The sequence below is a fragment of the Methylobacterium sp. 4-46 genome, assembly GCF_000019365.1.
In the GTDB taxonomy this organism is placed as follows: domain Bacteria; phylum Pseudomonadota; class Alphaproteobacteria; order Rhizobiales; family Beijerinckiaceae; genus Methylobacterium.
Genome location: NC_010511.1, coordinates 45334 through 71495 on the forward strand (window position 1 = coordinate 45334; position 26162 = coordinate 71495).

Sequence of the window (26162 nt, forward strand, 5' to 3'; positions counted from 1 at the left end):
GGCGGCGTCACGCCGCCGACGGGGCTGCCCGCTGCGCGATGAAGCCGGGAACCTCCGCGGCGGGCATCGGGCGGCCCAGCAGGAAGCCCTGCACCTCGGTGCAGCGCTCGCGGCGCAGATGGGCGAGCTGGTCGGGGCTCTCGACACCCTCGACCGTCACGGTCTTGCCGAGGACGCGGCCGAGGCGGATGATCGCGTGGAGGATCACGCCGGCGGCGGCGTCCGGCCGCTGCGCGTCGAACCCGGCCAGGAAGGCGCGGTCGATCTTGATCTTGTCGATCGGGAAGGCGGTCAGGTAGCCGAGCCCGGAATAGCCGCGCCCGAAATCGTCCAGCGCGATGCGGGCGCCGAGCGCCTTCCAGCGCTCGAGCTCGGCCCGGCTTCGCGCCTCGTCGGCGAGCAGCACCGATTCGGTGATCTCCAGTTCGAGCCGATGCGGCGGCAGGCCGCTGCGCAGAAGCGCCTCGGCGAGCGTGAGGGAGAAGCGCCCGCTGCGCACCTGCAGGGGCGAGACGTTGACGGCGAGCCGCAGGTCCGTCGGCCAAGTCCGCGCCTCGGCGCAGGCGGTATCCAGAATCCAGGTGCCCAGGGCCTCGATGAGCCCGTTCTCCTCCATGATCGGGATGAAGGTCGAGGGCGGGATCGGCCCGTGTCGCGGATGGGTCCAGCGCGCCAGGGCCTCGAAGCCCGCGAGGCCGCCATCCTGCGTCCTGAATTGCGGCTGGTAGTGCAGCGCGAACTCGCCGCGGCGCAGGGCCCCGCGCACGTCCTCGATCAGGGCCAGCTGCGCCAGCCGCTGCTCGCGCAGGCCGGAATGGAAGAAGCGGTAGCCGCTGCAGCGCAGCGACTTGGCCTCGTACATCGCGAGGTCGGCCCGGCCGATGATCGCGTCGATCTCGGTCTGCGGGCCGCGCACCGCGGCGATGCCGATGCTCGCCCCCACGCTCAGCGCGAGGTCGCCGTCACGGATCGGCTCGGTCACGGCGGCGATGATCGCCTCGGCCATCGCCGCCAGTTCGGGTTCCTCGGCGGCCTGCTCCAGCAGGACGAGAAATTCGTCGCCGCCCAGCCGCATGAGCACGGCCTCGGGCGGCAGGATGCCCGACAGGCGCGCGCCGACGATCCTGAGCACCCTGTCGCCGCAATCGTGGCCGTAGGTGTCGTTCACCGCCTTGAAGCCGTTCAGGTCGATCATGAGGACGCAGAGGCCTGCGACGCGCCCCTCGGCCAGCGCCCGTTCCAGCTGCTCGACCTTCTCGCGCAGGTAGGCGCGATTGAACAGGCCGGTGAGGGAATCCTGGAAGGCGAGGGTGCGCAACTCGGCTTCGCGCTCGCGCAGGCGCGCCTCGGTCAGGGCCTGCTCGGTGATGTCGGTGCGCCGCGACAGGGTCGCGCCCGTCCTGGAACGCGTGCGCGTGTAGATGTAGGTCCGGCCGCCGACGCGCTGGATCTCCCGCTGCCGATCGGTCAGCAGGCGCGATTTCCGCGCCCGCTCAGCGAGGTAGGTCTCGGGATCCGCCCGCGCCAGGGGATCGTCGATGATGCCGGCGTCGAGGTCGAGCCGGTAGAGGTCGAGATGGTGCGCGCCGCGCAGGGCCCGGCGGTCCGGATAATGCGGGAAGATGCGGTGATACGCATCGTTGGTGAAGACGATGCCCTCCTCCTCGTCGTAGAAGGAGACCGCCTCCTCGCTCTGCTCCAGGGACTCCAGCACGAGCTGCGAGAGGCGCCGCTGGTGCAGCCCGGACAGGGCGTCGGCCGTCAGCCGGGCGAGGACGGCGCAGCGGCGCTCGTCGGCGGGGCCGAGGTCGGGGCCGGCCAGGACCAGCCCGCCGAGCAGGAGGGAGTCGGAGACGAGGCGCTGCCGCAGGATCGTGCCGCCCTCCTCCGCCCGCTGCCGGACCGGACCGGTCTCGCCCCCCGCCACGAGCCAAGGACCGGCTTCGGCGAGGCCGCCCCGCCGCGAGGCCGCCCCGCTCCCGAAGACCCGGCGCGCGCAGCGGCCGCTCATCGACATCATGTATCCGTCGAGATCAATCGCTGTCGTCTGCTGATGAATCACCTCGGCCGCAACGGAGAAGACGTCTTCGCCATTGACCGCGCGATGCATTCTGGCGGCAATGATAGCCGCGAATTCGGATTCGGACGATCCCAGATTGTCCCACATGGTACCGGCTCCGGGATGAACTCTTCAGTCGCGAACCCAGCGTAGGGTGTGGCGGTAAATGAACAACCATCGTTTTCATGACTTTACGTCATGAAATGGCCGGAGTGGCACGGTCGTGGCGCGGCGCCGCACCTGGGTTGAGCAGGTGGTGACTGGTTCTCCGGCAAAGCACCGCGAGGGAGCGCCCTTCCCGGCGGATCCGCGCGGCGCGGTTCCGCCCGAGGCCCGGATGGCGCGCGGCGGCGGCGCACGCCCCGCGGCGCACGCGATCCGGGCGCCGCGGGGCCCTCATCCGGCCGGCGCGCGCCGCTCGTGCGCGCGGACGAGCCGGTCCCGGGCCGCCTGCCGGCCGAGCACGATCCCGCCCAGGCCGATGCCCAGGTACAGCAGGGCGGGCAGGCCCCAGCCGCCGCTGGCCTCGTGGGCGAGGCCGATCAGGAACGGCCCGAGCGCCGCGAGGCTGTAGCCCACGCCCTGCGCCATGGCGGAGAGGTCGGCGGCGGTCTGCGGGTCGGGGGAGCGCAGGACGATCAGCGTGAGGGCGAGGCCGAAGCATCCGCCGAGGCCGAGGCCGAGCAGCAGGGCGGAGAGCCAGACGAGCGCGGCCGGACCGACCAGCAGGAGGACGAAGCCCGCCACCGCGAGCCCGATCACCAGCAGCACCCAGGGCCGCTGGTCGCGGCGTCGGGCGGCGAGCGGCGGCACCGCCAGGGCGAGCAGGCACTGCGCCATGGCGGAGACCGAGGCGACGAGCCCCGCCGCCACCGGGTCGAGGCCGCGGTCCATGAGGGCGGCCGGCAGCCAGCCGAACACGATGTAGGCGAGGGAGGATTGCAGCCCCATGAAGCCGGTCACCTGCCAGGCCAGGGGATCGCGCCAGAGGCCGGAGATGCGCCGCGCCGCGCCGCCCCCCGGGCGGCGGGGCGCCGCCCGGACCAGGGGCAGCCAGGCGAGGGCCGCGAGGAGGGCCGGCAGGGCCCAGATCATCATCGGCCCGCGCCAGCCGGAATCGAGCAGCCGGCCCGCCGGCACCGTGAGGCCGGCGCCCGCCGCGGCGCCGAGGCACAGAACGGCCGTGTAGAGGCCCATCATCAGGCCGGGCCGGTCGGGAAAGTCGCGCTTGACGATGGCGGGGAGGAGCACGTTGACGACGCCGATGCCGCAGGCGGCGACCACCGAGCCCGCGAACAGGGCCGGGATGCCGTCGAGCCCGCGCAGCACCAGCCCGGCCGCCATGACGATCAGGAAGGCGAGCACGCCCGCATCCGCCCCGAGGCGGCGCATCACCGGCGGCCCGAGCCGCCCGAACACGCCGAGGCAGAGCACCGGCAGCGTGATCAGCGCCCCGGCCAGGGCCCCGCCCATCCCGGTCTCCTCGCGGATGCGCCCGAGGAGCGGGCCGACGCTCGACAGGGCCGGGCGGAGGTTGAAGGCGATCAGCATCAGCCCGAAGGTGATGACGAGGGGCCGCCGCAGGAGCGCCCGCCGCGGCGTCCAGGCGCCCGTTCCGGGCGCGAAACCCGTTCCGGGCCGGGCGCCCGTTCCGGGCGCGAAACCCGTTCCGGGCCGGGCGCCCGTTCCGGGCGCGGTGCCCGTTCCGGGCACGGCGCCCGTCTCAGGGGCGGCGCCCAGCTCGGTCGCCGCCCGGCTCTCCCCGATCGTCCGCACCCCCTGCCCTCCCGACCCGCGTGCTGCGCAATCGGGAGGCACTTAGCCGATTTCGGCGGCGGGACCAGCCGCGCCGGCGCGGGCCGCCGCCCGGCCGGAGCATGGCTCGCCGCGAGCAGGCGGGGCGCCCTCAGGCCTGCGCGGCGAGCGCCGCCGCGACCCGGCGGGCGAAGGCGACGGGGTCGCGGGGCGGGTCGCCGCCCTGGACATGCGCGAGGTCGAGGAGCGTCTGGGCCGCCTCCCCGACATCCTCGCCCGCCCGCGCCCGCTCGGCGATGCGCCGCACCAGCGCGTGGCGCGGGTTGAGTTCGAGCACCGGCAGCCCCGCCCCGAATCCGCGGCCCGCCCGCCGCAGCAGGCGCTGCATCTGCAGGTCCGGCCCGCCCGAGGAGGCCGAGAGCAGCACCGCGCTCTCGACGAGCCGCTGGCTCGCCCGCACCTCGGCGACGTCGTCCTTCAGGATCTCCTTGAGCTTGGGCAGCAACTCGGTCAGGTCCGCCGCCTCGCCCGCGGCCTCCCCCTCGGGCGCGAAGGCCGAGAGGTCGTCCGCGCTCTGGGTGATGCTGCGGATCGGCTTGCCGTCGAACTTGTCGAGCCGCTCCGGCCAGAAGGCGTCGACGTGGTCGGAGAGCAGCAGCACCTCGATCCCGCGGGCCCGGAAGCCCTCGATCTGGGCGGAGCGCGCCAGCGCCGCCGCGTCGTCCCCGACCAGGATGTAGATCGCCTCCTGGTTCGGCTTCATGCGCGAGACGTAGTCCGCGAACGAGGTCCAGCCCTCCACGGCCGTGGAGCGGAAGCGCAGCAGGGCCGCGATGTCGTCGCGGTGCTCCGCATCCTCCCAGATGCCCTCCTTCAGCACCGGCCCGAAGGCCTGCCAGAAGGTGGCGTAGCTCTCCGCGTCCTTGGCCCGGGATTTCAGCTCCGCCATCACCTTGCCGGTGACCGCGCGGCGGATGCGGGCCAGGACCGGCGTCGCCTGCAGCATCTCGCGCGAGACGTTGAGCGGCAGGTCCTCGGTGTCGACCACGCCCTGCACGAAGCGCAGCCACGAGGGCAGCAGCCCGGCCTCGTCGGTGATGAACATGCGGCGCACGTGCAGCCGCACCCGGCTCTCCCGCTCCTCCTCGACCGCCAGGAAGGGCTTCATGCCCGGGATGAACAGCAGGGCCGTGAAGTCGAGGGCGCCCTCGGCCCGCCAGTGCAGCGTCGCCCAGGGCGCGTCGAAATTGTGGGTCACGTGCCGGTAGAAGGCCGTGTAGGCCTCCTCGGAGACCTCGGATTTCGGCTTGCGCCAGAGGGCCGTGCCCTCGTTGCCCGAGACCTCCTCGCCGTCGCGCAGGAGCGTGATCGGCACCGTGATGTGGTCGGCCCACTTGCGCACGATGGTCTCGAGGCGCAGCGGCTCCAGGTACTCGTCCGCGTCGGCCTTGATGTGGAGCACGACGTCGGTGCCCGGCTCCGCGCGGGTGGCCGGGCTCAGCGTGTACTCGCCCTGCCCCTCCGAGGCCCAGGTCCAGGCCTCGTCGCTGCCGGCCTTGCGGGAGGTCACCTCGACCCGGTCCGCCACCATGAAGGCCGAGTAGAAGCCGACGCCGAACTGGCCGATCAGGCTCGGGCGCTCGTCGGGCTTGGCGTCGGCGAGGGACTGGCTGAAGGCCCGGGTGCCGGAGCGCGCGATGGTGCCGAGGTTCTGCGCCAGATCCTCCTTGCTCATCCCGATCCCGGGATCCGAGATGGCGAGCGTGCGCGCCGCCTTGTCGGGGCGGATCCGCACCTTCGCGTCCGCCGGCAGGGACAGCGCCGGGTCGGTGAGCGCCCCGAAGCGGCGGCGGTCCACCGCGTCCGCCGCGTTGGCGACGAGTTCGCGCAGGAAGATCTCGCGCTCGGAGTAGAGCGCGTGCACGACGAGATCCAGGAGGCGCCCGACCTCGGCCCCGAAGGCATGCCGTTCCAGAGTCTCGCTCACGTGTGTCTGGCTCCCTCAATCCAGGTTGACGGCGGCGATATGCGAAGCCCGGCCGTTATTTTCAACACGCGCGCGGTCTCGACCCGGCGCGCGGACGCGGCGGGCCGGCCGCCGGCCCCTCAGGCCCCGAAGGCGACGGTCTCGACCGGGCCCGCGGCCTCGCGCCGGATCGCGACGCGGCGGGCGAGCAGGTCGCGCAGCTGCAGGTAGATCATCGCGGTCATCAGCGCGTCGTTGAACGCGTCGTGCTGCGGCAGCGCCGGCAGCCCGAGATCCTCCAGGATGCGCGCGAAGCTGAGGTCGATCTTCACGTAGTCGGGCGCGTCGCGGTACTTGGCGGCGTGGTAGAGGGAGGAGACGTCGATGCGCGGGTTCGGCAGGCGGATGCCGAACTGCCGGCGCACGCTCTTGTCGAGCATGCGCACGTCGAACTCGGTGTAGTAGCCGACGATCGGCCGGCCGCCGATGAAGCGCAGGAGCGCCGGCAGCACCGCGTCCAGGGGCTCTGCCTCGCGGATCTCGGCGTTGAGGAGCCGGTGCACCTTGATCGCCTCGGGCGAGGAGGGCCGGTCGCTGCGCACGGTGGCGCGCAGGCTCTCGCTGGTCAGGATCCGGTCGCCGCGGATGCGGATCGCCGCCACGGCGACGATCTCGTCCCGGCGCGGGTCGAGGCCGGTGGTCTCGCAGTCGAGGGCGACGGCCTCGTCGGGGGGCGGCGGCTCGAACAGGAAGGCGAAGGCGGGGTCGCGCAGCCGCGCCCGGTCGAGGCGGCGGCGCAGGGAGGTCCACATCTCAGAACTGCCCCAGGGAGTAGCGGACGTGGATCACCTCCCGGAACTGCCGCACGATGCGCAGCGCCTCGCGCAGGAGATCCCGCTCCAGGGTCGGCATCGCGTCGGTGGCGAGGGTCACGGGGTCGCCCACCTGCCCGCGATGGGCGGCGGCGAGCTGCCGCTCGAGCCGCAGGGCCATGAAGGCCCGCAGTGCGCTCGCGAGGTCGCGCCCGAACCCCTCCTCCAGCACGCCCCTCTCGACGAGCGCCCGGATCCGCTCGGCGGTGCCGGTCGGGGCGAGGCCCGCCTCGATGGCGAGCACCCGCACCCCGTGCACGAGCGGGAACAGGCCGGCCCGCTTGAGGTCGAGCTCGCCCCGGCGCAGCCCGATCCGCGCGAAGACCGCGTCGAACAGCCCGCCATGGCCGCCCTCGCCCACGATGTTGATGAGGTTGGCGATCTGCGCGAGCAGCCGCGTCTCCCCGCGCACCGCCTCGACGAGGTAGTTCTTCGCCCGCTGCAGCGGGGCGGGATCGCCCGCGACCGCGGCCGCGTCCGCGAAGATCGCGAGGTTCATGGCGGCGTCCGGGTCGCCCGCGAGGGTCCAGAGGCGCAGCTGGTTGACGAAGCCGTCGGCCTCCTGCGACCAGAGCGGGTTCCTCACCATGATCTCGCCCGGGCAGGGCGGGAAGCCGAGTTCGCCGAGCGCCTCCGAGAAGGCGGCGCGGAACGTCGCGAGGTCGTCCTCCGGCACCCGGCGGGCCAGGATGAGGCCGTTGTCCTGGTCGGTGCGGTAGGTCTGCTCGCCGCGCCCCTCCGAGCCCATCAGGAACAGGCAGCCGGCCTCGCGGATCGCCGGCGGCGCGAGCAGCGCGAACAGCTTGGCGTAGAGGCGGCGGTTGAGGTCCGAGATCACCTGCGCGATCGCGTCGACGCGCACGCCCTGGCGGTGCAGCTGCTCGGCCTGCACGGCGATGTCCTGGGCGGGCTCGCGCAGCTCCTCGGGGCGCTCGGCCCGGTCGATGCGGCTCGGCACGAGCTGGGCGTTGCCCGCGAAGGCCCCGAGCAGGTCGATGTCGCGCAGCCAGCCGGTGTAGCGGCCGTTCTCCCGGACCGCGATGCGGCGGTGGCCGTGGCGCGTCATCACCAGGAGGGCGTCGAGCAGCACCTGGTCGGCCTCGACGGCGGTGAGGTCGAACTTGGCGAGGTCGCGCACCGGCGTGTCGAAGGGGCGCTTCTCGATCACCGCCGCGCGGGTGACCTTGTGGCCGGTGAGGAGCCCGGTCCGCCCGCCCGCCTCGATGAAGACCGCGTCGACATCGGCCGCGAGCATCTGGCGGGCGGCCTCCTCCAGGGTGGCGTCGGCGGGCAGGAACACTGCGGGGCCGTGGCGCGCGTCGCGGATGCGGGTGCGCAGCACCGCGTCGACCCCCTCCCGCGGCTTCCAGGCGGTGAGTTCGTCGAGCTTGCGGGAGATCTCGGCGTAGAAGAAGGCCGCGAAGGCGCGGTTGGCGTGGACGAGCCGCACGATCACCTCGCGCGGGATCAGGAAGCAGAGCGTCTCCTCGGCGGCGACGAAATCCTCCCCCGCCTCCCCGTGCACCACCGCGCGGGCGTCGAAGGTGTCGCCCGCCCGCAGCACCGCCAGGGGCGCGTCGTCGATCCGGGTCTCGACCGCGCCCTTGATGACGACGTGGAGGAGCTCCGCCGGCTTGCCGCGGGCGACGATGACGGCGCCGGGCCGGTAATAGCCGATGTCGACGTGCCGCCGCAGCCCGTCCGCCTCCTCGGCCGTGAGGCGGTCGAAGGGCGGGTTGAGGACGTCGAATGTCTGCATGGCCCCTCCCCCTCGCCCGGAAGGTAGCCAGAACCGGGCGGTCGCGGGAGTGGGGCTCGGGCGCCCGTGCGGGCTAATACCACCGGTCATTTCTCATGACCGGTGGTGCGGCTCTCGAATTTTCGGCAAGCCTCTGGTTCGGCAAGCCTCTGGCTTGAAATCGAACATTCGAGATGGAGCAACGGCTCGATGCGTCAGCATCCTGAGCCGTTGGTACGAGCACCATGCGCCGAAGCGGTCGCCGGTGCGGCGGCGGACGTGACGTGCGAGCGGGATCCTCGGCAGGATCGCCCCCCGTCGGCGCGGTCAGGCCGGCCCGCCCGCCCGCCGCTGGACCACGAGGTTGGCGACCAGCACCTGGACCGGCGCGCCGTCCTGGTTGAGCGTGGTGGTGCGCACCTTGGCGAGGCCCTGGCGCGGGCGCGAGCGCGAGGCGCGCAATTCCAGCACCTCGCTCTCCAGGCGGATCGTCTCGCCGGGGCGCAGCGGCCGCGGCCAGCGCAGCTCGTCCATCCCGGCCCCGATGATGCCGCCCGCGAGCGGCAGGCCGCCCTCCACCAGGAGGCGCATGGTCAGCGCCGCCGTGTGCCACCCGCTCGCCGCGAGCCCCTGGAAGAAGGAGGCGGCGGCCGCCGCCTCGTCGAGGTGGAAGGGCTGGGGGTCGAACTCGGCCGCGAAGCGCGTGATCGCCTCCGCGGTGACGGTGAGTTCGGCCGAGCGGTGGATCTGGCCCGCGGCGAGATCCTCGAAATACAGGCCAACCGTGGGATCGGGAGTCATGGGCTGGGGCTCCGGTTTCAGGCGCCGGGACGGATCGCGAGCGGGCCCGCGACGGGGGGACGGGTGCGGAACCAGGCGCCGGCCGCGACGGCGCCCGCGTTGATGAGGCCGAGCGCCGCGAGCCCGAGGGCCTGCGCCAGGAAGATGCCGGCCAGCCCCGCCCCCGCCCGCGATCCGAGCCAGCCGCCGCCGACCGCGACGGTGACGCGGGTGAGCCCGGCGACGAGGGGCCAGGCGATCCGTCCCGCGCCCTGGGCGGCGAAGTAGAGCGCGAGGCCGAGCCCGGCGAAGCCGTAGAAGGGGCCGACGAGCCGAAGGTAGCGGGCCCCGACCTCCCGCATGACCGGATCGGTCGCGAAGAGGCCCAGGAAGGCGTCGGGCCGCAGGGAGGCCGCGAGGCCGATCGCCTCGGTGAGCCCGACCGCGATCGCCGCGCCCGTCCAGGCCACCCGCAGCGCCCGCACCCGGTCCCCGGCCCCGATCCCGGTCCCGACCATGGCGGAGATCGGCGCGCCGAGGCCGAAGACCAGCGGCACCAGCAGGTATTCGAGCCGCGCCCCGGTGCCGTAGCCGGCCACCGCCGAGGGGCCGAAGCGGGCGACGAAGCCGGTGGCGGCCGCGATGGTGAGGTTGGTGGTGAGGCTCACCAGGGCGGAGGCGGCGCCGACCCGCAGGATCTCCCGGGCGGGGCCGCGGGCGAGCGGAGGCGGGCGGCGCAGGCGCAGGACCAGCCGGCCCGAGCACAGGGCGGCGATGAGCACGGCGCTCCCCGCCGCGTAGTAGGCGAGGATCGCGACCGCGCCGCCGACGATGCCGAGGCCGGGCAGCGGCCCGAGGCCGAAGATCAGCGCGGGCGAGAGCGGCACCAGCACGACGGCGCCCGCGCAGGTGACGCCGGCCGGCAGCGCCATGTTGCCGGTGCCGCGGATGACGGCCGCGAGCGCGTTGAACAGCCAGACCAGGGCCGCCCCGGCGAAGACCACGCCGCCATAGGAAGCGGCGGCCGCCAGCGTCGCGCCCTCGGCCCCCATCGCCCGGTAGAGGGAGGGCCCGCCCAGCAGGGCCGCCGCGGTGGTGAGCAGGCCGAGCCCGAGCGCGATCGCGAGCGCGTGCCAGGCCACCGCCTCGGCCGCCTCGCGCCGCCCGGCCCCGAGGGTGCGGGCCACCGCCGACAGGATGCCGCCGCCGACAGCGCCGGCCGAGATCATCTGCACAGTCATCACCAGCGGGAAGACCAGGGCCATGCCGGCGAGCGCGTCGGTGCCGAGCCTGGCCACGAAGGCGGTCTCGAGCAGCCCGACGCCGGCCTGGACCAGCATGACGAGCACGTTGGGCACGGCGAGGCGCAGGAGCGTCGGGCCGATCGGTCCGCGCAGAAGGCGGCGCGTGCGGTCGTCCATGGGACCTCGCGATCGGGCCTCGACGGCGGCCGGTGGGATCCGGCATCCTGGCGCTTGGCCCCGCGGGAAGATTGGTGGCATATGCCAGTATTCGTCAAGGGCGGGGCGGACGGGGAAGCCATGCGGCCGGAGCGGGACGGATCCGAGGCGGCAGGGCCGGCGGCGGTCGCGTGCAGCAACGCGGGGCTGCGGCGGGCGACGCGGCGGCTCGGCCAGCTCTACGACGAGGCGCTGGCGCCGGCGGGGCTGAAGGCGACGCAGTTCGGGCTCCTGGCGCAGGTCCGCCAGCTCGGCAGGCCGACCATGAAGGATCTCGCCGCCGCGATGGTGATGGACCTCTCGGCGCTGGGCCACACGCTGAAGCCGCTGGCGCGGGACGGGCTGGTCGCGCTGGAGGTCGACCCCGCGGACCGCCGCGCCCGCCGGGTGGTGTTGACGGCGGCGGGCCGCGACCGGTTCCGGGCGGCGGCGCGGCTGTGGCGGGAGGCGCAGGCGCGCTTCGAGGCGACGCTCGGGCCCGACAAGGCCGCCCAGCTGCGGGTGCTGGTGGACGAGATCGCGTCGGCGGAGTTCGGCGCGTCGTTCGCGGGGCGGCCCGGCGGGACGGAAGCGGGCGAGGCGGTGCGCGAGGAGTGATACGGGAGCCGCTTGATCGAAGCGGATCCCGGATCACGAGCCCGCGCGGCGCCTGAGCGAAGCCGACATCCGCATTGCGAAGCAATTCGTCGGATGTCGTATGCCAAACCCGCGCGGCGCTTGAGCGAAGCCGACATCCGCATTGCGAAGCAATTCGTCGGATGTCGTATGCCAAGCCCGCGCGGCGCTTGAGCGAAGCCGACATCCGCATGGCCGAAATGGGAGATGGCGAAGCAATTCGTCGGATGTCGTCTGATGCGGGATCCGCTCGCCGGAGCCGTCACCGTGCCGGGCAGACGGGCGCCGCTCTGACGGCCGTCGAACGAGGCCCATCGCGCGCCCCGCGGGCCTGGATCCTCACCGGGCCTTCGAGAGGGGGGCCGCGATGCTCTCCAGAGACTTGCCCTCGGCGTCGACGCCGAGCTTCCACTCCGTGAGCGCGGCGACGAGGAGCAGGAGCGCGGCGCCGCCGTAGCCGGCGGCCAGGGCCGCGTGGTGGCCGGATTCGATCAGCCGGGTGAACAGCCAGGGCGCCATCACGCCGCCGGCCGCGGTGCCGAGGGCGTAGAAGACCGCGATGGCGAGCGCCCGGGTCTCGAGCGGGAAGATCTCGCTCGCCGTGAGGTAGGCGGAGCTCGCCGCCGCCGAGGCGACGAAGAAGATGGCGATCCAGGCGAAGGTCTGGGTCCAGGCGGTGAACAGGTCGAGGCCGAACACCAATGCCGTGACGGCGAGCATCAGGCCGCTCACCGCGAAGGTGCCGGTGATCATGCGGCGGCGCCCGATCGTGTCGAAGTAGTGGCCGAGGAGGAGCGGGCCGAGGAAGTTGCCGATGGCGAGGGGCACCAGGAACAGCCCGGCCCCGGTCTCCGGGATGCCGTAGAACTTCGCGAGCACGAGGCCGTAGGTGAAGAACACGGCGTTGAACAGGAAGGCCTGCGCCGACATCAGCACCAGGGCGAGCAGGCTGCGGCCGCGATGGGGCCCGAGCATGGAGCCGAAGATCTCTCCGAAGCCGAAGCTCGCCTTGGGGTGGACTTCCAGGATGCCGTCGGGCTCGGCGAGGGGCGCGCCCGTCTCGGCCTCGACCTTGCGCTCGATCTCCGCGACGGTGCGCTCCGCTTCCTCCTGGCGGCCATGCACCACGAGCCAGCGCGGGCTCTCGGGGACGTAGCGGCGCAGGACCAGGATGAACAGGCCGAGCACGCCGCCGATGCCGAAGCCGAGGCGCCAGCCGAGATGCGGCGCCACGATGTCCGGATCGAGCAGGAGGAGCGAGCCCGCCGCCCCCGCCGCGGCCCCGACCCAGAAGCTGCCGTTGACGATGAGGTCGACCCGGCCGCGGTACTTGGCCGGGATGAGTTCGTCGATGGCCGAGTTGATGGCCGCGTACTCGCCGCCGATGCCCAGCCCCGTGACCAGCCGGAAGAGGGCGAAGCTCCAGAAGTTCCAGGCGAGCGCGCTCGCGACCACGCCGCCCACGTAGACGACCAGGGTGGTGAAGAAGACGACGCGGCGCCCGTAGCGGTCGGTGACCCAGCCGAAGACGAGCGCCCCCGCCACCGCCCCGACCACGTAGAAGGAGGCGGCGGCGCCGATCTCCTGCACCGAGAGGCCCAGGGCGCGCGGATCCTGCAGCACCGGGCCGATCGCGCCCACGATGGTGACTTCGAGCCCGTCGAGAACCCAGGTGATGCCGAGCGCGATCACGAGGAGGAGGTGGAACCGGCTCCAGGGCAGCCGGTCCATGCGGGCCGGGATGTCGGTGCGGACAGCCTCGTCCGCCAGTGTCGTCGTCGCCCCTGCCGCCAAGACCGCCTCCCAGGATGTGGGAGGCCTAATCTTCGGGCAGCGATCCCGTTCCCGGGCGGGGCCGCCCGCGGCGGCGGGCGGCGGCGGCGCACCCCGACCGGTCTGTTGTGATCGCCCCCGCGGCGACCGACGCGCAACGCCGAGGGCGGCGACGGCCCCTGGGCTGAGTTCTGACTCTTGCTCCGGATCGCTTGTCTTTTGCAATTTCTGCGATGGAGATGAATCCAGTTCAGCAGGATACGCGCTGATTGTGTTCGAACGCCACGACATCCAGCGGCTCAGGGGCCCTCTCGTTTCCTTCTCCGACCACTCTCATCGGCGGTATCCACGAAAATTTGCCCTGTACGTAATCGAACCGGAACGCAATCACCGCACTGTTGAATCTTTCTTGTGTGTGGATGTTGGCTTCGCTCACGCGCCGTGCGGGCGTCTCATCCGTGTCCGGGCAAGCGGGGCGAAACGGCCGCCGTCGGGCAGTTCCGTGACCGCCCGCGGGGGACGGGTCAGTCACGGGGGAGAATGCGACGCGACCTCCTCCCGGAGCGCATCCGCGAGGCGCCGGATGCGCCCATCCTGCAGCCCGTCGCGGCACGCGCGTCCGTCCAGCGCGCGCACCGGTGCGATCAGGCGCAGCGAGTTCGTCACGAACAGCGCCTCCGCGCCCGCGAGATCCTCGGGGCGGAGCGAGCGCTCCTCGGCGGCGATCCCGAGATCCGGCGCCCGCGCCAGGATCCAGCCCCGGATGATGCCGGCCAGCACCCCGTCCGCGAGGGGCGGGGTGACGAGCGCGCCGCCGATCAGCGCGAACAGGCTGCCGGTGCCCGCGCAGGCGACGCGCCCGCGCGTGTTGAGGAACAGGGCCTCGTCGGCGCCCGCACGCGCCGCCTCCTCGGCCGCCAGCACCGCGTCGAGGTAGCCGAGGGTCTTGTGCCGGGAGGTCGGCGAGGTGTCGTTGCGGCGGATGCCGGTCGTGCGCAGCGCGAGCGGCGCGAAGGCGGTGCCGGGATCCGCCAGGGGCGCCGCGGTCACGAGCAGGCGCGGGCGCGGCGCGGGCGGCGGGCGCAGGCCGCGCGGGCCGCTGCCCCGGGTCGCCGTGGTGCGCAGGGCCGCCCGCTCCCGCCCCGCCGCCATCGCGTGCATGCCGGCGGTCACGGCGGCGGGGTCGAGGGGGAAGCCGAGCGCCGCCGCCGAGGCGACGAGGCGCGCCACGTGGGCCGCCTCGAAGATCACGCGGCCGTCGCGCACCAGCGCGGTGTCGAACACGCCGTCGCCGAGGGTCAGGCCGCGGTCGGCGGGGTCGAGCGGGAGCGTCGGCCCCTCGACGAAGGCGCCGTCAAGCCACGGCATCGGCCGGCGCCGCGCGCCACGCCCGCGCGAGGCGCAGGAAATTCGAGAACAGCGCGTGGCCGTGCTCGGTCAGCACCGATTCCGGGTGGAACTGGATGCCGTAGGTCGGGTGGCGGCGGTGGGAGAGCGCCATCACCTCCCCCTCCTCCGAGACCGCGTCGACCGCGAGGCTGCGCTCCAGGGCGGGACGCGGGGCCACGATGAGGGAATGGTAGCGCCCGACCCGCATCGGCGAGGGCAGGCCCTGGAACAGCCCGGTGCCGCCGTGCCGGATCGGCGAGGCCTGCCCGTGCAGGGGCCGGAGGGCCCGCTCGACCCGCCCGCCGAAGGCCGCCCCGATGCATTGGTGGCCCAGGCACACGCCCAGGATCGGCACCTCGCCCGAGAGGGCGCGCACCGCCTCGAGGGACACCCCGGCCTCGGCCGGGCTGCACGGGCCGGGCGAGATCACCAGGGCCTCGGGCGCGCGGGCGCGGATGGAGCCGAGGTCGAGCGCGTCGTTGCGCGCCACCTCGACCGCGGCGCCGAGTTCCTGGAGGTAGCGCACCACGTTGAAGACGAAGGAATCGTAATTGTCGATGACGAGGATCATCCGGGATGCCTTGCGCCGCCCTCCGGCGGCCTGGACGCGCGGGGACGCCCCGCATGATCGCCGCCAGCCGGGACCGTGCCGAGGCGCGGCGGCGTCGCACCCATAAGTGGGGGGCGCGGGCGCGCGTATCATGCGCCATCCGGTTGATTGCGTCGCCATACGGATGGCGGCTTCGCTCAGGCGCCGCGCAGGCTCGTGATCCGCTTCGATCGAGCGGATCCCGGATCAGCCCGCCTCCGGGAAGGCCGCGAAGACCCGCTCCGCCTTGGTCAGCGTCTCCTCGTACTCGGCGAGCGGATCGGAGAGCAGCGTGACCCCGCCGCCCGCCTGCAGCACCGCGCGGCCCGCCTCCATGAACACCGTGCGGATGGCGATGTTGGTGTCGAGGCTGCCGTCGAACCCGATCCAGCCGATGCTGCCGCAGAACAATTCGCGGGCATCGCCCTCGATCTCCGTGATGATGTCCATGGCGCGCAGCTTGGGCGCGCCGGTGATCGAGCCGCCCGGGAAGGTGGCGGCCAGGAGGTCGAGCGCGTCGGCGCCCGCGCGCAGCCGCCCGGTCACCACCGAGACGAGGTGGTGCACCCCCGCGTAGGTTTCGAGCCCGCACAGCACCGGCACGGCGACGCTGTGCGGCTCGCTGATCCGCGACAGGTCGTTGCGCAGGAGGTCGACGATCATCACGTTCTCGGCCCGCTCCTTGTCGCTGGCGAGCAGCGCCTCGGCCCGGGCGCGGTCCTCGGCCGGGTCGGCCGCGCGCGGGGCCGTGCCCTTGATCGGCCGCGTCTCGATCCGGCGGCCGTCGAGGCGCAGGAAGCGCTCGGGCGAGCTCGACGCCACCGTGAGCGCGCCGAGTTCGAGATAGGCCGCGAAGGTCGCGGCGTTGCGCGCCCGCAGCCGCCGGTAGAGCGCGAAGGCGTCGAAGTCCGGCGGCAGCGCGGCCGCGAAGCGCTGCGCGATGTTCGCCTGGTAGATGTCGCCGGCCCGGATGTAGTCCCGCACCCGCTCCACCGCCGCCGCGTAGCCGTCGCGCGTGAAGTTCGACTCCCAGGCGAGCGGCGGGACGGCGCGGCGCGCCGGGGCCGGTTCGGGCGCCGCGAGGGCCGCCTCCCAGGCGTCGAGATCGGCGCGGGCGCGGCGCGCGCGGGCGTCGGGCTCGGTCTCGGGGAAGCCGGTGGCGACGAGGGCGCAGGTCCCCTCGCCGTGGTCGAAGGCGAGGATCGTGGCGTAGAGGTTGAGGGCGAGGTCGTCGCAGAGCCCGGCGCGGCGCGGCGGGGCCGCCACGCGCTCCAGCGCCCGGCCGAAATCGTAGGCGAGGTAGCCGATCGCCCCGCCCTGGAACGGGGGAAGGTCGGGCCTCCGCTCGGCCCGGTAGGGGGCGAGCGCCCGCCGGATTGCGGCGAGCGGCGGCCCCTCGGCGGGTACGCCGTCGAGGAGGGTCCGCCCGTCCCGCACCCGGATCTCGCGGAACGGGTCGGCCGCGACGTAGGAGTAGCGCCCGAGGTCCGGGTGGCGCATCGCGCTGTCGAGGAGGGCGAGCCCCCTGCGCCCCCGCAGGCGCGACGCGGCGGCGATCGGGTCGAGGAGCGGGAGGGGCCGGGTCCACATGGCGCCCTGATACAGGAGGGCGCCGGGCCGGCGGAAGCCGCCAGAAGGTCCGCGGCCCGGCGGCCGCCCCGCTCAGCTCCCGGCCCGCTCGCGCAGGGCCGGGATGAACAGGTCCGACCAGGTCGCCGGCTTCGTCTTGATGATCCCGGCCCGGTGCATGAAGGTCGCGAACTCCATGATCCCGTTCGGCGTCGCCGAGAACCGGCTGTCCGGGTCCTCAAGCATCTGGGCCACCTCCTCGGGCGTCACCTTCACCTTGGAGGCGCGCGCGAAGATCTCCGCCGTCTCGGCCTTGTTGTCCTTGATGAAGGCGCAGGACTGATCGAGCGCGTCCAGGAAGGCCTGGGTCATCTTCGGGTTCTGCTCGGTGAAGCGCCTGAGCGCGAAGACCACGTCGAGGGTGATCGGACCGAACAGCTCCGAGGCCTTCAGGATCGTGCGCACCTTGGGGTCGGCGCGCTCCACCTGCGTGAAGGGCGGCGAGGCGAAGTGCGCCACGATCTCGGTCCGGCCCGAGAGCAGCGCCGCCACCGCCTCCGGGTGCGGCAGCCCGACCGTGCTCGAATCGAGCTTGCCGTAATTCTCCGGGCCGAACTGCTTGGCCACCGCCATCTGCAGCACCACGGCGGCGAGCGAGGTCTTGATGCCCGGGATCGCGATCTTGTCCTTGGGCGTGAAGTCGGCGAGCGACTTGATCTCGGGCTTGTTCACGTTGAGGTCGAGGGCGGTGGTCGACATGCCCGAGACGCCGATCACCTCGGTCTTGGGGCTGCCGCGGCCCTTCGACCAGAGCGCGAGGAAGCCCGGCGCCCCGGTGCCGGCGATGTCGAGGGAGCCGGCGATCATCGCGTCGTTGATGACGTTGCCGCCGTCGAGGGTGAGCCAGGTCACCTTGACGTCGCCGAGCCCGGCCCTGGCGGCCTGGGCCTCCAGGAACTTCTTCTCCTGCATGACGAAGAGCGGCAGGTAGAGCACCCCGTAGCCCTTCGAGATCCGCACCTCGGACACCTCCGCCCGCAGCGGCGATGCCGCGAGCCCGAGCGCGAGGGCGGCCCCCGCCGCCAGCCGAACCAGCCTGCGTCCGATCATCTCTCGTTTCCTCTCCGTTGTGTCTTGTCGGGCCCGCGGCGCCGTCAGTGCTGCATGCCCCAGCGCCGAATGGTGCGCTTCTCGATGTTGGCGAAGATCACGTTCTCGACGAAGAGCCCGATCAGGATCACGGTGAACAGGCCGGCGAAGACGTTGGTGGTCTCGAGCGCGTTGCGGTTCTCGAAGATGTACCAGCCGAGCCCGCCCGAGCCCGAGGAGACGCCGAAGACCAGTTCGGCCGCGATCAGGGTGCGCCACGCGAAGGCCCAGCCGACCTTCAGGCCGGTGAGGATCGACGGGAAGGCCGCCGGGATCAGGATCGCGCGCACCAGCGAGAGGTTGCGCAGCCCGTAATTCAGCCCGACCATGCGCAGGGTGTTCGACACCGAGCGGAAGCCCGCATGGGTGTTGAGCGCGATCGCCCACAGCACCGAGTGGACGAGGACGAAGACCACGCTCCCCTGCCCCAGGCCGAACCAGATCAGCGCCAGCGGCAGGAGCGCGATCGCCGGCAGCGGGTTGAACATCGCGGTCAGCGTCTCGAGCAGGTCGGTGCCGATGCGCGAGCCGATGGCGATCGTGGTGAGGAGGGCGGCGAGCCCGATCCCGATCCCGTAGCCGATCGCCAGGGTTTCGAGCGAGATCAGCGCCTTGCGGGGGATCTCGCCGCTCAGGATCGCGCTCCCGAAGGCCTCGACCGTGGCCCCGAAGGTCGGGAACAGGAGCGGGTTGTCGAGCCAGCGGCCGTAGACTTCCCAGAGGATGGCCAGGGCGGCGAGGACCACGCATTTGCGCAGCCAGCCCTGGCGGTAGAGGAGTTCGGGCAGCGACAGGCGCTGCTCGACCGCGACGGCGCCGGAGGCGGAGGTCTCGCGGACGATGTCCGGCCGCTGATCGAGGCCGAGGGTGCTGACTGTGCTCATGGCGTCTCTCCCGGGCGGTCCGTCGTTCAGGCGAACAGCATGTCGTTGATGCGCGCTTCGAGGGCCCCCTGCGCGGCGGTGCCGAGCTCGGCCGGCGCGAGGCTGTTGAGTTCGGCCTTCACCTGCCCCGGATGGGGCGAGAGCAGCAGGATGCGGGTGCCGACCTTGATCGCCTCCTCGATCGAGTGGGTGACGAACAGCACGGTGAAGCGGGTATCCTCCCACAGGCGCAGCAGCTCGTCCTGCATCTTGCGGCGGGTGAGCGCGTCGAGGGCCGCGAAGGGCTCGTCCATCAGCAGGATGTCGGGCTCCATCGCCATGCCGCGGGCGATGGCGACCCGCTGCTTCATGCCCCCTGACAGCATGTGCGGGTAGGAATCGGCGAATTTCGCCAGGCCGACCTTCTCGATATAGGCCATCGCGCGGTCGTTCGCCTCCGCCCCGGCGGCGCGGCCGCTCGCGGTGAGCGCGAAGGCGACGTTCTGCCGGACGGTCTTCCAGGGCAGGAGCTGGTCGAATTCCTGGAACACCATCATCCGGTCGGGGCCGGGCTCGGTGACCCTGCGGCCCTTGAGCCGGATCTCGCCCTCGACGGGGGTCAGGTAGCCGCCGATCGCCTTGAGCAGGGTCGACTTCCCGCAGCCGGACGGGCCGAGCAGGATGTAGCGGTCGCCGGGCAGCACCTCGAAATCGACCCGGTAGGTCGCCGTGACGAGATGATCGGTCGTCTTGTACTGAAGCGTGACGCCCTGGACCGTGAGCAGCGGCTCCGGAACGAGGCTGGGGCGTACGTTCATCACGGTCCCTCCCTGGATGTTCGAGGGCCCGCTTGGCCGGGCCTTGAGGGATGCTGTAGGCTCGCAACCTGACGCCAACCTGACAGAAGAGGGGCGGGAGGGAGCGCCGGCCGGATGCGGATCCTGCTCGTCGAGGACACGCGGGACCTGGGCGAGGCCATCGCGACGCGGCTGCGGGCGCTCGGCCACGCGGTCGATTGGGAGCGGGACGGCGCGGACGGCGACGCGGCCCTGCAGGTGCAGGCCTACGACCTCGTCATCCTGGACGTGAACCTGCCCGGCCTCGACGGTTTCTCGGTGCTCAGGCGCCTGCGCGCCCGGCGCGGGCGCAGCCCCGTCCTGGTGCTGACCGCCCGCTCCGAGGTGGACGACCGGGTCGGCGCCCTCGATCTCGGGGCGGACGACTACCTCGTGAAGCCCTTCGACTTCCGCGAGCTGGAGGCGCGGGTGCGGGCGCTGCTGCGGCGCCATTCGGGCCACGCCGACAACGCCATCGCGGTGGGCAACCTCGTCCTCGACCGGGCGGCCCGCAGCGCCCGGGTCGCCGGCCAGCCCCTCGACCTCACCCGCCGGGAATGGACCCTGATGGAGATCCTGGCGGCCCGGCCCGGCCGGATCTTCGGCAAGGCGGAACTGCTCGAGCGGGTGACGAGCTTCGAGGAGGATGCGAGCGAGAACGCCGTCGAGCAGATCGTCGCCCGGCTGCGCCGCAAGCTCGCCCAGGCCGGCGCCGAGCCCGAGATCCGCACCCTGCGCGGGCTCGGCTACCAGGTCGTGTGGCCGCAGACGTGATCGCCCGCACCCCGTCCCTGTTCCTGCGCCTCGTCGGGGTGCTCGGGCTGGTGCTGGCCGTCGGGGCGGCCCTGCTGCTCGCCGCCGCCTGGACCTCGGCGCGGCTCGCCGCCGACGAGGCCTACGACCGGCTGCTCGTCGGCGCCGCCCTGCAGATCGCCGAGACCATCGCCAGCGACGGGCGCGAGGTCAGCGTCGATCCACCCTTCTCGGCCTTCGAGACCCTCGGCCTCGCCCCCCGCGACCGGATCTTCTACAAGGTGCTCGACCCGTCCGACCGCCTGCTCACCGGCAATGCCGACCTCGCCGTGACGGTCGATCGCGGCCGGCTCGGCGAGGGGCCGATCCTGCTCGACGGGACCCATCGCGGCGAGCCCGTCCGGGTCGTGGTGGCGGGCCGCTACGTGCCGGACGCCGCGCGGGCGGGCTTCGCCGCCGTGGTGGTGGCCCAGACCCGCGAGGCGCGCTCGGCGCTCGCCGCCGAACTGACCGCCAAGGCGAGCCTCCTCGTCGTCGCCATGAGCGCGCTCGCGCTCGGTGCCGTGATCGTGGCGGTGCGGGCGGCGCTGCGGCCGCTCGCGGCGATCGAGGGCGTGCTGGCGGGGCGCGGCCCCAACGACCTCGACCCGCTCGACGTGGCGGTGCCGCGCGAGATCCACCTCCTCGTCGGCTCGATCAACCACTTCATGGGCCGGCTCTCCGGCCACATGGCGATCATGCGCCGCTTCATCGCCGACGCCGCCCACCAGATCCGCACGCCCCTCGCGGCCCTGTCCGCGCAGGTCGACCTGCTCTCGGCCGAGGACGACCCGAAGCGCCGCCGGGCCCAGGTCTCCCGCGTCCAGGCGCGCACGGCCGAGCTCGGGCGGCTGACGAACCAGCTCCTCAACCACGCCATGGTGATCCACCGGGCCCGGGCCGTGCCCCTCGCGCCGGTCGATCTCGCGGGGATCGCGCGCCAGACCCTGATCGACGCGATCCCGCTCTCGGGCGGGCGCCTGGTCGATATCGGCTACGATGGCCCGGACGAGGCGCTCCCGATCCGCGGCGACCCGATCGCCCTGCGCGAGGCGCTCGCGAACCTGATCCACAACGCCCTCAAGCACGGCGCCCCCCACCGCCTGACCGTGCGCACCCGGCGCGAGCCGGGCCGGGTCTCGGTCGAGGTGGTGGACGACGGGGCCGGCATCCCGGCCGCCGAGTGGGGGCGGGTGCGCGAGCCCTTCCAGGCCGCGACGGGAGGCGGGATCGGCTCGGGCCTCGGCCTCGCCATCGCGGCCGAGGTCGCGGCGGCCCATGGCGGCGAGATGCGCTTCGAATCGCGCTCCGACGAGGGATTCGCCGTGGTCCTGAGCTTTCCCGCCGCCGAGGAGGCGCCGCGGTGAGGCGCTCCCGCGGGCTCTCCGCCGGTCTCTCGGCCGGTCTCTCCGCTGCTCTCTCGGCCGCTTTCCTGGGCCTCGCCCCGGCCGCCGGCCACGAGGTGACGCGCTTTCCCGCCCCGGAATGGCCGCGCGTCGAGCTGACCATCCGCGCCGCCGCCGACCTCGACGTGATGGAGCCGCTGATCCGCGACTTCCAGGCGCTCTCCCCGGACGTGACGGTGATCTACGTCGAGTACGAGACGGCGGAGCTCTACGGCGAGGCCGCGGCGGCCTGCGGCGCGGGCCGCGCCTCGGGCTTCTCCGCCGACCTCGTGATCTCCTCCTCGGTCGATCACCTGGTGAAGCTCGCCAATGACGGCTGCGCCCGGGCCTACCGCTCCGCCGAGACGGCGCGCCTGCCGCCCTACGCGGTGTGGCGCGACGAGGTCTTCGGCTTCACGACCGAGCCCGCGGTGATCGCCTACCGGGTGGACCTCGTCCCGCCCGAGGACGTGCCCCGCAGCCGCCTCGAACTCGTCGACCTCCTGCGCGACAAGGCCGCCGCCTATGCGGGGCGGATCGGCTCCTACGACATCGCCGCCTCCGGGATCGGCTACCTGTTCGCGACCTACGACGCCCGCAGCGCCGCCACCTACGGCCGCCTCGTCGAGGCCTTCGGGCGGGCGCATCTCCGGGTCGCCTGCTGCACCAGCACCCTCATCGCGGATCTCGAGGCCGGCCGCCTCGCCATCGGCTACAACCTGCTCGGCTCCTACGTCTACGCGGCGATGCGCCGGGGGGCGAAGCTCGGGCTCGTGGTGCCGCGCGACTACGCGCTGGTGCTGGTCCGCGGCGCGCTGATCCCGGTGAGCGCGGTCCACGCCGCCGAGGGCTTCGCCTTCCTCGACTACCTGCTCTCGGCGCGCGGGCAGCGCCTCAGCCGAGAGAAGGCCTTCTTCTTCGGGCTCGACGGTCCGTTGCCGCCGGGCGTCGACGGCCCGCCGAGCCTCGCCGCGACGGGGGCCTTCCGGCCGATCGCGCTCGGCCCGGCCCTGCTCGCCGTGCAGGACCGGGCGCGTCGCGCCCGGTTCCTGGCGGAGTGGCGCCACTCGATCGGCCTCGACCGGGCGGCGCCCGCGCGCGGAGGACCCTGAGCATCATTCGCCGAAGTGGTCACCGGTTTGGCGGCAAAAATGATTCGAAAACAAGAGTCCAAGCAGAATTGCGCCATGCAATTCTGCTTCGTTGTTCGGGTGGGCGCTCCCGATCAGGCCGCCTGAATCCGGCGGAGGGTCGCCTTCGTCTCCTGCATGCCGGAGACGGGGTCGAAGCCGAAGGTCGTGACCGTGTTGACGCTCTCGCCCAGCACCACCGGATCCGTGTCGCGCGGGTAGTAGCCCCGCATGTCCCTGCCCTGGTACCAGCCCGAGAAGTGGAACGGCATGAAGGCCACGCCCTTCGCCACCCGGTCGGTCACCAGCGCCTTCACCTTGGTCCTCTTCACCTTGGTCCTGGAGCCGTTCTCCGGGCCGTAGACCCAGACGAACTGCCCGTCCCTGATGCCGCGCTCGGCCGCGTCCTGCGTGTTCACCTCCACGAACACGTCCTGCTGCAACTCGGCGAGCCAGGGGTTCGAGCGCGTCTCCTCGCCGCCGCCCTCGTACTCGACGAGGCGGCCCGACGACAGGATGATCGGGAAGTCCCTGGCGATGGCCCGGTCCACGGCCGCCTTCTGGACCGAGAAGCCGAGGTTCGGCACGCGGAACTGGCGCTCGTCGGGCCGGGTCGGCTACTTGGCGACGAGGTCGGGCCGGGGCGAGTCGATCGGCTCCCGGTGCACCGGCACCGGGTCGGGCAGGAGGATTCCTGGCCGACCCAGACCCCGTTCACCACCTCGGCCGTCACCGTGCAGCCGACCGAACAATGCGTGCAGATGTTCTTGCGGATCGTCACCTCGGGCCCGCTCACCGCCGAGCCGGCGGCCCGGGCGGCCCGGGCGGCGCGCAGGGCGCCGGGCCGCAGCGCGCCGAGGGCGGCGAGCCCGCCCGCGGTCAGCCCGGAGCGGCGCAGGAAGGCGCGCGGTCGAGGCGGGCGGCCTCGTCCCGGGGCGCCGCCGTTCCCCCGCCCCCGCCGGTGTCCCTGCGCGTGGTCAGCATGCGGCCTGCTCCCGGTGGTGCCCCGCCCGGCCGAGCGTCCCTGTGCCGAGCGTTCCTGCACCAACCATCCCGGTTCGGGCCGCGGGCGCGTTCACCGGCGTTGAGCGGGGCGGGAGAATTCCGCGCCGCGCCCGGATCCGGATCCCCGCCGGCTCAGCGGCCGCTCCCCGAACCGGCGCCGGCCCCGGTCCCGCCGGGCGGCACGGCGGCCGCGCCCGTGGTGCCCGTCGACAGGCTGCTGTGGCCCGCGCCCGGGGCTCATGCGCGTCTCCCTCCGTCGCTCCGGTCCGGGGCGGGCGTGATCGGCGCGCGATCCGGTGCCGCCGCGTCTCAGGCGGAATCCGATGGAATGCGTCGCCACGCGGATGTCGGCCTCGCTCACGCGCCGCGCGGGCGTGTCAGACGCGGTCCGGACGTGATCGTCCCGACAGCGTCTCACCTCCGGAAGGTGGCGGTGAGTTCGGCCTCGCTGAGAATGTTCTCCCGGGCCACGTCCCAGACCTGCGCCGCCGAGGGCTGCCCGTCGAGGCCGAGATGCGCGATGCCGAGCGCCAGCAACCGGAAGCGGTAGGTGTGGGGCGGGTCGCCGGGCGGCGGCGCCGGGCCGTCGTAATGGGCGTTGCGGAAACCGTTGACCGCGTGGGGCAGGCCCTCGACCGCCGCGCCCGAACTGCCGCCCTCGGGCAGGTGGCGCCGCTCGTGCGGGATGTCGTAGATCACCCAGTGCCGGAAGGACGGGGCCGGCGCGTCCGGATCCTCCAGGATCAGGACGAAGCTGCGCGTGTCCGGCGGCGGATTGCTCCAGGCGAGCGGCGGCGACAGGTTCTCGCCGTGCCGGGCGTAGCGGGACGGGAGCAGCGCCCCGTTCGCGAAGGCCGGGCTCGTCAGGGTGAAGGCCATCGGGTCCTCCTCTGCATGCGGTCCTGAGCAGGCTTCACAAATGCGGCCGCCGGTCCTGCGACGAAAACCTTGGGCCTATCGACGATCTAGAGCGTCCTCCGACGAAGTGGATACCGGAACGTCGAAGAAAACGCGGCAAAATCAATGACCTAGAGTAGGATCCGAGTGCAGCGTGATCGGGCGCTGCGCGTCGCGGACGACGCGCCGGGCTGCCAAAGCAGGCCCGCTCAGAGGCCGCTCGGGTAGGTCTCGCTCTCGCCCCGCCGGGGCGGGGCGCGGTCGAGCGGCGTCACGGCCGCCGTCTCCTCGAACCACAGGACGGCGTCGAACTGGTCGGGCAGCACGGCCTCGAAATAGTGGCTCTGCAACTCCGTGCGGGGCCGGTAGACGACGCCGATCGCCCGCTCGCGCCGGGGCGCCGCCCAGGCCTCGCGCAGGGCGGCAGCCCTCGGCTCGCGCAGGTCCAGGACGGCGCGGGGGAGGCCCGCCGCCCGGAACAGGGCCTCGTGGCTGTCCTCGCGCACCGGCCGCACGGTCATCACTTCCATGGGCTCGTCCCAGTCGTGGGCGGCCGCCACGGTCCCGCGATCGGTGGCGAAGCCGACCAGCACCGCGTCCTCGCCGTAGGCGGTCTTGGCGAGTTCGCCGATGTTGAACTCGCCCTCCCAGCCCATCGCGGTCGCGCCCGCATGGCCGATATGCGAGTTGTGCGCCCAGACCACCGCCTTGGCGTGCCGCCCCATCAGGTGCTGGAGCGTGTCGAACATGTGACGGTCGCGGATGTTCCACGACTCGACCGAGCCGCGATACATGATGCGGTAATACTGCTCGGCCGCCCGCACGATGCGGGCGTTCTGGGCCGCGTCCAGGTAGGAATCCGGGTCGTCGGCCGCGTAGGCGGCGCGCTTCTCCTGCAGGTCCCGCAGGATCGCGGCGACCGCGTCCTCGCAGGGATGCTTGGCGCCGAACATCACCTCGCGCCCGTAGCGCTCGGGCTTGGCGTGCCAGGGCGAGAGGCAGCCGTAGCGCTCGCGCGCCTGCCGGGCGGCGGCGGGGTCGACCCGGTCGAGGTAGTCGAGCACCGCCGCCATCGAGGCGCCGAGGCTGTAGACGTCGAGGCCGCGCACGCGCACCTGATCCCCCGGCGGGCGCCCGGCATTGACGCTGCGCAGGCCCTCCGCGAGGGCGAGGACCTCGCGGTTGCGCCACATCCAGGTCGGGAAGCGCGCGAAGCCGCCGTCCGGGAACGGCGTCTCGGCCGCGCCGCGCAGGTAGCGGTCGATCCCGGCCGCGTCCGGCCAGTCGGCCTCGAACGCGACGATGCGGAAGCCGTGCTCCGCCACCAGCCGCAGCGTCAGGGCGGCGCGCGCCTCGTAGAACTCGCGCGTGCCGTGCGTGGCCTCGCCGAGCAGCACCACCCGCGCCGCCGCGAAGCGGTCCGCGAGGGCGCCGAACCCGGGCTCGCTCGGCGGCGGCAGCGGCACCAGACGCTCCCGCAGGAGCCTGACAAGGTCCGCCTCGGCGGCTGGATCGGCCATGCTTCAACCTCCGGTTGTAT

Annotated in this window: 20 protein-coding genes and 1 pseudogene; 4 read left to right on the forward strand and 17 right to left on the reverse strand. The window is 73.1% G+C overall.

From position 1 onward, the window contains the following. Positions 1–7 precede the first annotated feature (7 nt). The 7 genes from M446_RS00210 to M446_RS00240 all read right to left on the reverse strand — a co-directional run bounded on the left by M446_RS00210 (position 8) and on the right by M446_RS00240 (position 10591). Entirely contained in the window at positions 8–2011 is a 2004-nt protein-coding gene (locus tag M446_RS00210; RefSeq protein WP_236728822.1) for a putative bifunctional diguanylate cyclase/phosphodiesterase, read from the reverse strand. Between the two features lie 444 nt (positions 2012–2455). Continuing rightward, positions 2456–3835, reverse strand: coding sequence for a CynX/NimT family MFS transporter (locus tag M446_RS00215; protein WP_012330049.1), 1380 nt, complete (start codon positions 3833–3835; stop codon positions 2456–2458). 130 nt (positions 3836–3965) lie between these two features. Next, a complete protein-coding gene (gene htpG, locus M446_RS00220) occupies positions 3966–5801 on the reverse strand; it encodes a molecular chaperone HtpG (RefSeq protein WP_012330050.1) in 1836 nt (611 codons plus the stop codon). A gap of 119 nt (positions 5802–5920) precedes the next feature. Beyond that, positions 5921–6592: a 3'-5' exonuclease gene (locus tag M446_RS00225; RefSeq protein WP_012330051.1), complete on the reverse strand. Its 672-nt coding sequence runs from the start codon at positions 6590–6592 to the stop codon at positions 5921–5923. Between the two features lies 1 nt (position 6593). Continuing rightward, positions 6594–8411: a DUF294 nucleotidyltransferase-like domain-containing protein gene (locus M446_RS00230; protein ID WP_012330052.1), complete on the reverse strand. Its 1818-nt coding sequence runs from the start codon at positions 8409–8411 to the stop codon at positions 6594–6596. Positions 8412–8717: 306 nt separating this feature from the next. Further along, positions 8718–9191, reverse strand: coding sequence for a MaoC family dehydratase (locus tag M446_RS00235; protein WP_012330053.1), 474 nt, complete (start codon positions 9189–9191; stop codon positions 8718–8720). A gap of 17 nt (positions 9192–9208) precedes the next feature. Continuing rightward, positions 9209–10591 (reverse strand): MATE family efflux transporter, encoded by a 1383-nt coding sequence (locus tag M446_RS00240; RefSeq protein WP_012330054.1) that lies wholly within the window; start codon positions 10589–10591, stop codon positions 9209–9211. 120 nt (positions 10592–10711) lie between these two features. Here M446_RS00240 and M446_RS00245 point away from each other — a divergent pair, with 120 nt between their 5' ends. Further along, positions 10712–11227 (forward strand): MarR family winged helix-turn-helix transcriptional regulator, encoded by a 516-nt coding sequence (locus M446_RS00245; protein ID WP_012330055.1) that lies wholly within the window; start codon positions 10712–10714, stop codon positions 11225–11227. Between the two features lie 357 nt (positions 11228–11584). On the opposite strand, the gene M446_RS00250 is transcribed toward M446_RS00245, so the two are convergent. The 7 genes from M446_RS00250 to M446_RS00280 all read right to left on the reverse strand — a co-directional run bounded on the left by M446_RS00250 (position 11585) and on the right by M446_RS00280 (position 19395). Next, positions 11585–12976, reverse strand: a complete 1392-nt coding sequence (locus M446_RS00250) for an MFS transporter (RefSeq protein ID WP_018263039.1) — start codon at positions 12974–12976, stop codon at positions 11585–11587. A 570-nt stretch (positions 12977–13546) separates the two neighbouring features. Then, positions 13547–14386: an aminotransferase class IV gene (locus M446_RS00255; protein ID WP_012330057.1), complete on the reverse strand. Its 840-nt coding sequence runs from the start codon at positions 14384–14386 to the stop codon at positions 13547–13549. Further along, positions 14373–14978, reverse strand: coding sequence for an anthranilate synthase component II (locus M446_RS00260; protein WP_012330058.1), 606 nt, complete (start codon positions 14976–14978; stop codon positions 14373–14375). The genes M446_RS00255 and M446_RS00260 overlap by 14 nt, the downstream gene beginning before the upstream one ends. A 225-nt stretch (positions 14979–15203) precedes the next feature. Beyond that, positions 15204–16586 carry an aminodeoxychorismate synthase component I gene (pabB, locus tag M446_RS00265; RefSeq protein ID WP_012330059.1) on the reverse strand — a complete coding sequence of 461 codons (1383 nt, stop codon included), beginning with the start codon at positions 16584–16586 and terminating at the stop codon, positions 15204–15206. 72 nt (positions 16587–16658) lie between these two features. Then, a complete protein-coding gene (locus tag M446_RS00270; RefSeq protein WP_012330060.1) occupies positions 16659–17675 on the reverse strand; it encodes an ABC transporter substrate-binding protein in 1017 nt (338 codons plus the stop codon). A gap of 44 nt (positions 17676–17719) precedes the next feature. Beyond that, positions 17720–18598, reverse strand: a complete 879-nt coding sequence (locus tag M446_RS00275) for an ABC transporter permease (protein WP_012330061.1) — start codon at positions 18596–18598, stop codon at positions 17720–17722. A gap of 26 nt (positions 18599–18624) precedes the next feature. Beyond that, on the reverse strand, positions 18625–19395 hold the full coding sequence (locus tag M446_RS00280; protein WP_012330062.1) for an ABC transporter ATP-binding protein: 771 nt from the start codon (positions 19393–19395) through the stop codon (positions 18625–18627). A 114-nt stretch (positions 19396–19509) separates the two neighbouring features. Between M446_RS00280 and M446_RS00285 the strand changes: the two genes are divergently transcribed. Genes M446_RS00285 through M446_RS00295 form a run of 3 tightly spaced genes read left to right on the forward strand, consistent with a single transcriptional unit; the run spans position 19510 to position 22702 of the window. Next, positions 19510–20187: a response regulator transcription factor gene (locus tag M446_RS00285; RefSeq protein ID WP_012330063.1), complete on the forward strand. Its 678-nt coding sequence runs from the start codon at positions 19510–19512 to the stop codon at positions 20185–20187. Then, on the forward strand, positions 20172–21572 hold the full coding sequence (locus tag M446_RS00290) for a sensor histidine kinase (protein ID WP_018263034.1): 1401 nt from the start codon (positions 20172–20174) through the stop codon (positions 21570–21572). Before M446_RS00285 ends, M446_RS00290 begins: the two co-directional genes overlap by 16 nt. Further along, complete coding sequence (locus M446_RS00295; protein WP_012330065.1) at positions 21569–22702, forward strand: ABC transporter substrate-binding protein; 1134 nt, start codon at positions 21569–21571, stop codon at positions 22700–22702. The genes M446_RS00290 and M446_RS00295 overlap by 4 nt, the downstream gene beginning before the upstream one ends. 113 nt (positions 22703–22815) lie before the next feature. Here M446_RS00295 and M446_RS00300 read toward each other — a convergent pair. The 3 genes and pseudogenes from M446_RS00300 to M446_RS00310 all read right to left on the reverse strand — a co-directional run. Further along, positions 22816–23406: pseudogene (locus M446_RS00300) on the reverse strand (formate dehydrogenase subunit alpha); the annotation flags it as partial. Between the two features lie 733 nt (positions 23407–24139). Next, positions 24140–24604, reverse strand: coding sequence for a YbhB/YbcL family Raf kinase inhibitor-like protein (locus tag M446_RS00305; RefSeq protein ID WP_012330066.1), 465 nt, complete (start codon positions 24602–24604; stop codon positions 24140–24142). A gap of 227 nt (positions 24605–24831) precedes the next feature. Next, complete coding sequence (locus M446_RS00310) at positions 24832–26142, reverse strand: erythromycin esterase family protein (protein WP_012330067.1); 1311 nt, start codon at positions 26140–26142, stop codon at positions 24832–24834. Positions 26143–26162 lie beyond the last annotated feature (20 nt).

Bases quoted from the DNA above. Each gene is read 5' to 3' on its own strand.
- M446_RS00210 (WP_236728822.1), bottom strand. From the start codon at position 2,011: ATGAGCGGCCGCTGCGCGCGCCGGGTCTTCGGGAGCGGGGCGGCCTCG.
- M446_RS00225 (WP_012330051.1), bottom strand. From the start codon at position 6,592: ATGTGGACCTCCCTGCGCCGCCGCCTCGACCGGGCGCGGCTGCGCGAC.
- M446_RS00230 (WP_012330052.1), bottom strand. From the start codon at position 8,411: ATGCAGACATTCGACGTCCTCAACCCGCCCTTCGACCGCCTCACGGCC.
- M446_RS00235 (WP_012330053.1), bottom strand. From the start codon at position 9,191: ATGACTCCCGATCCCACGGTTGGCCTGTATTTCGAGGATCTCGCCGCG.
- M446_RS00240 (WP_012330054.1), bottom strand. From the start codon at position 10,591: ATGGACGACCGCACGCGCCGCCTTCTGCGCGGACCGATCGGCCCGACG.
- M446_RS00245 (WP_012330055.1), top strand. From the start codon at position 10,712: ATGCGGCCGGAGCGGGACGGATCCGAGGCGGCAGGGCCGGCGGCGGTC.
- M446_RS00250 (WP_018263039.1), bottom strand. From the start codon at position 12,976: ATGGACCGGCTGCCCTGGAGCCGGTTCCACCTCCTCCTCGTGATCGCG.
- M446_RS00255 (WP_012330057.1), bottom strand. From the start codon at position 14,386: ATGCCGTGGCTTGACGGCGCCTTCGTCGAGGGGCCGACGCTCCCGCTC.
- M446_RS00260 (WP_012330058.1), bottom strand. From the start codon at position 14,978: ATGATCCTCGTCATCGACAATTACGATTCCTTCGTCTTCAACGTGGTG.
- pabB (WP_012330059.1), bottom strand. From the start codon at position 16,586: ATGTGGACCCGGCCCCTCCCGCTCCTCGACCCGATCGCCGCCGCGTCG.
- M446_RS00270 (WP_012330060.1), bottom strand. From the start codon at position 17,675: ATGATCGGACGCAGGCTGGTTCGGCTGGCGGCGGGGGCCGCCCTCGCG.
- M446_RS00275 (WP_012330061.1), bottom strand. From the start codon at position 18,598: ATGAGCACAGTCAGCACCCTCGGCCTCGATCAGCGGCCGGACATCGTC.
- M446_RS00280 (WP_012330062.1), bottom strand. From the start codon at position 19,395: ATGAACGTACGCCCCAGCCTCGTTCCGGAGCCGCTGCTCACGGTCCAG.
- M446_RS00285 (WP_012330063.1), top strand. From the start codon at position 19,510: ATGCGGATCCTGCTCGTCGAGGACACGCGGGACCTGGGCGAGGCCATC.
- M446_RS00305 (WP_012330066.1), bottom strand. From the start codon at position 24,604: ATGGCCTTCACCCTGACGAGCCCGGCCTTCGCGAACGGGGCGCTGCTC.
- M446_RS00310 (WP_012330067.1), bottom strand. From the start codon at position 26,142: ATGGCCGATCCAGCCGCCGAGGCGGACCTTGTCAGGCTCCTGCGGGAG.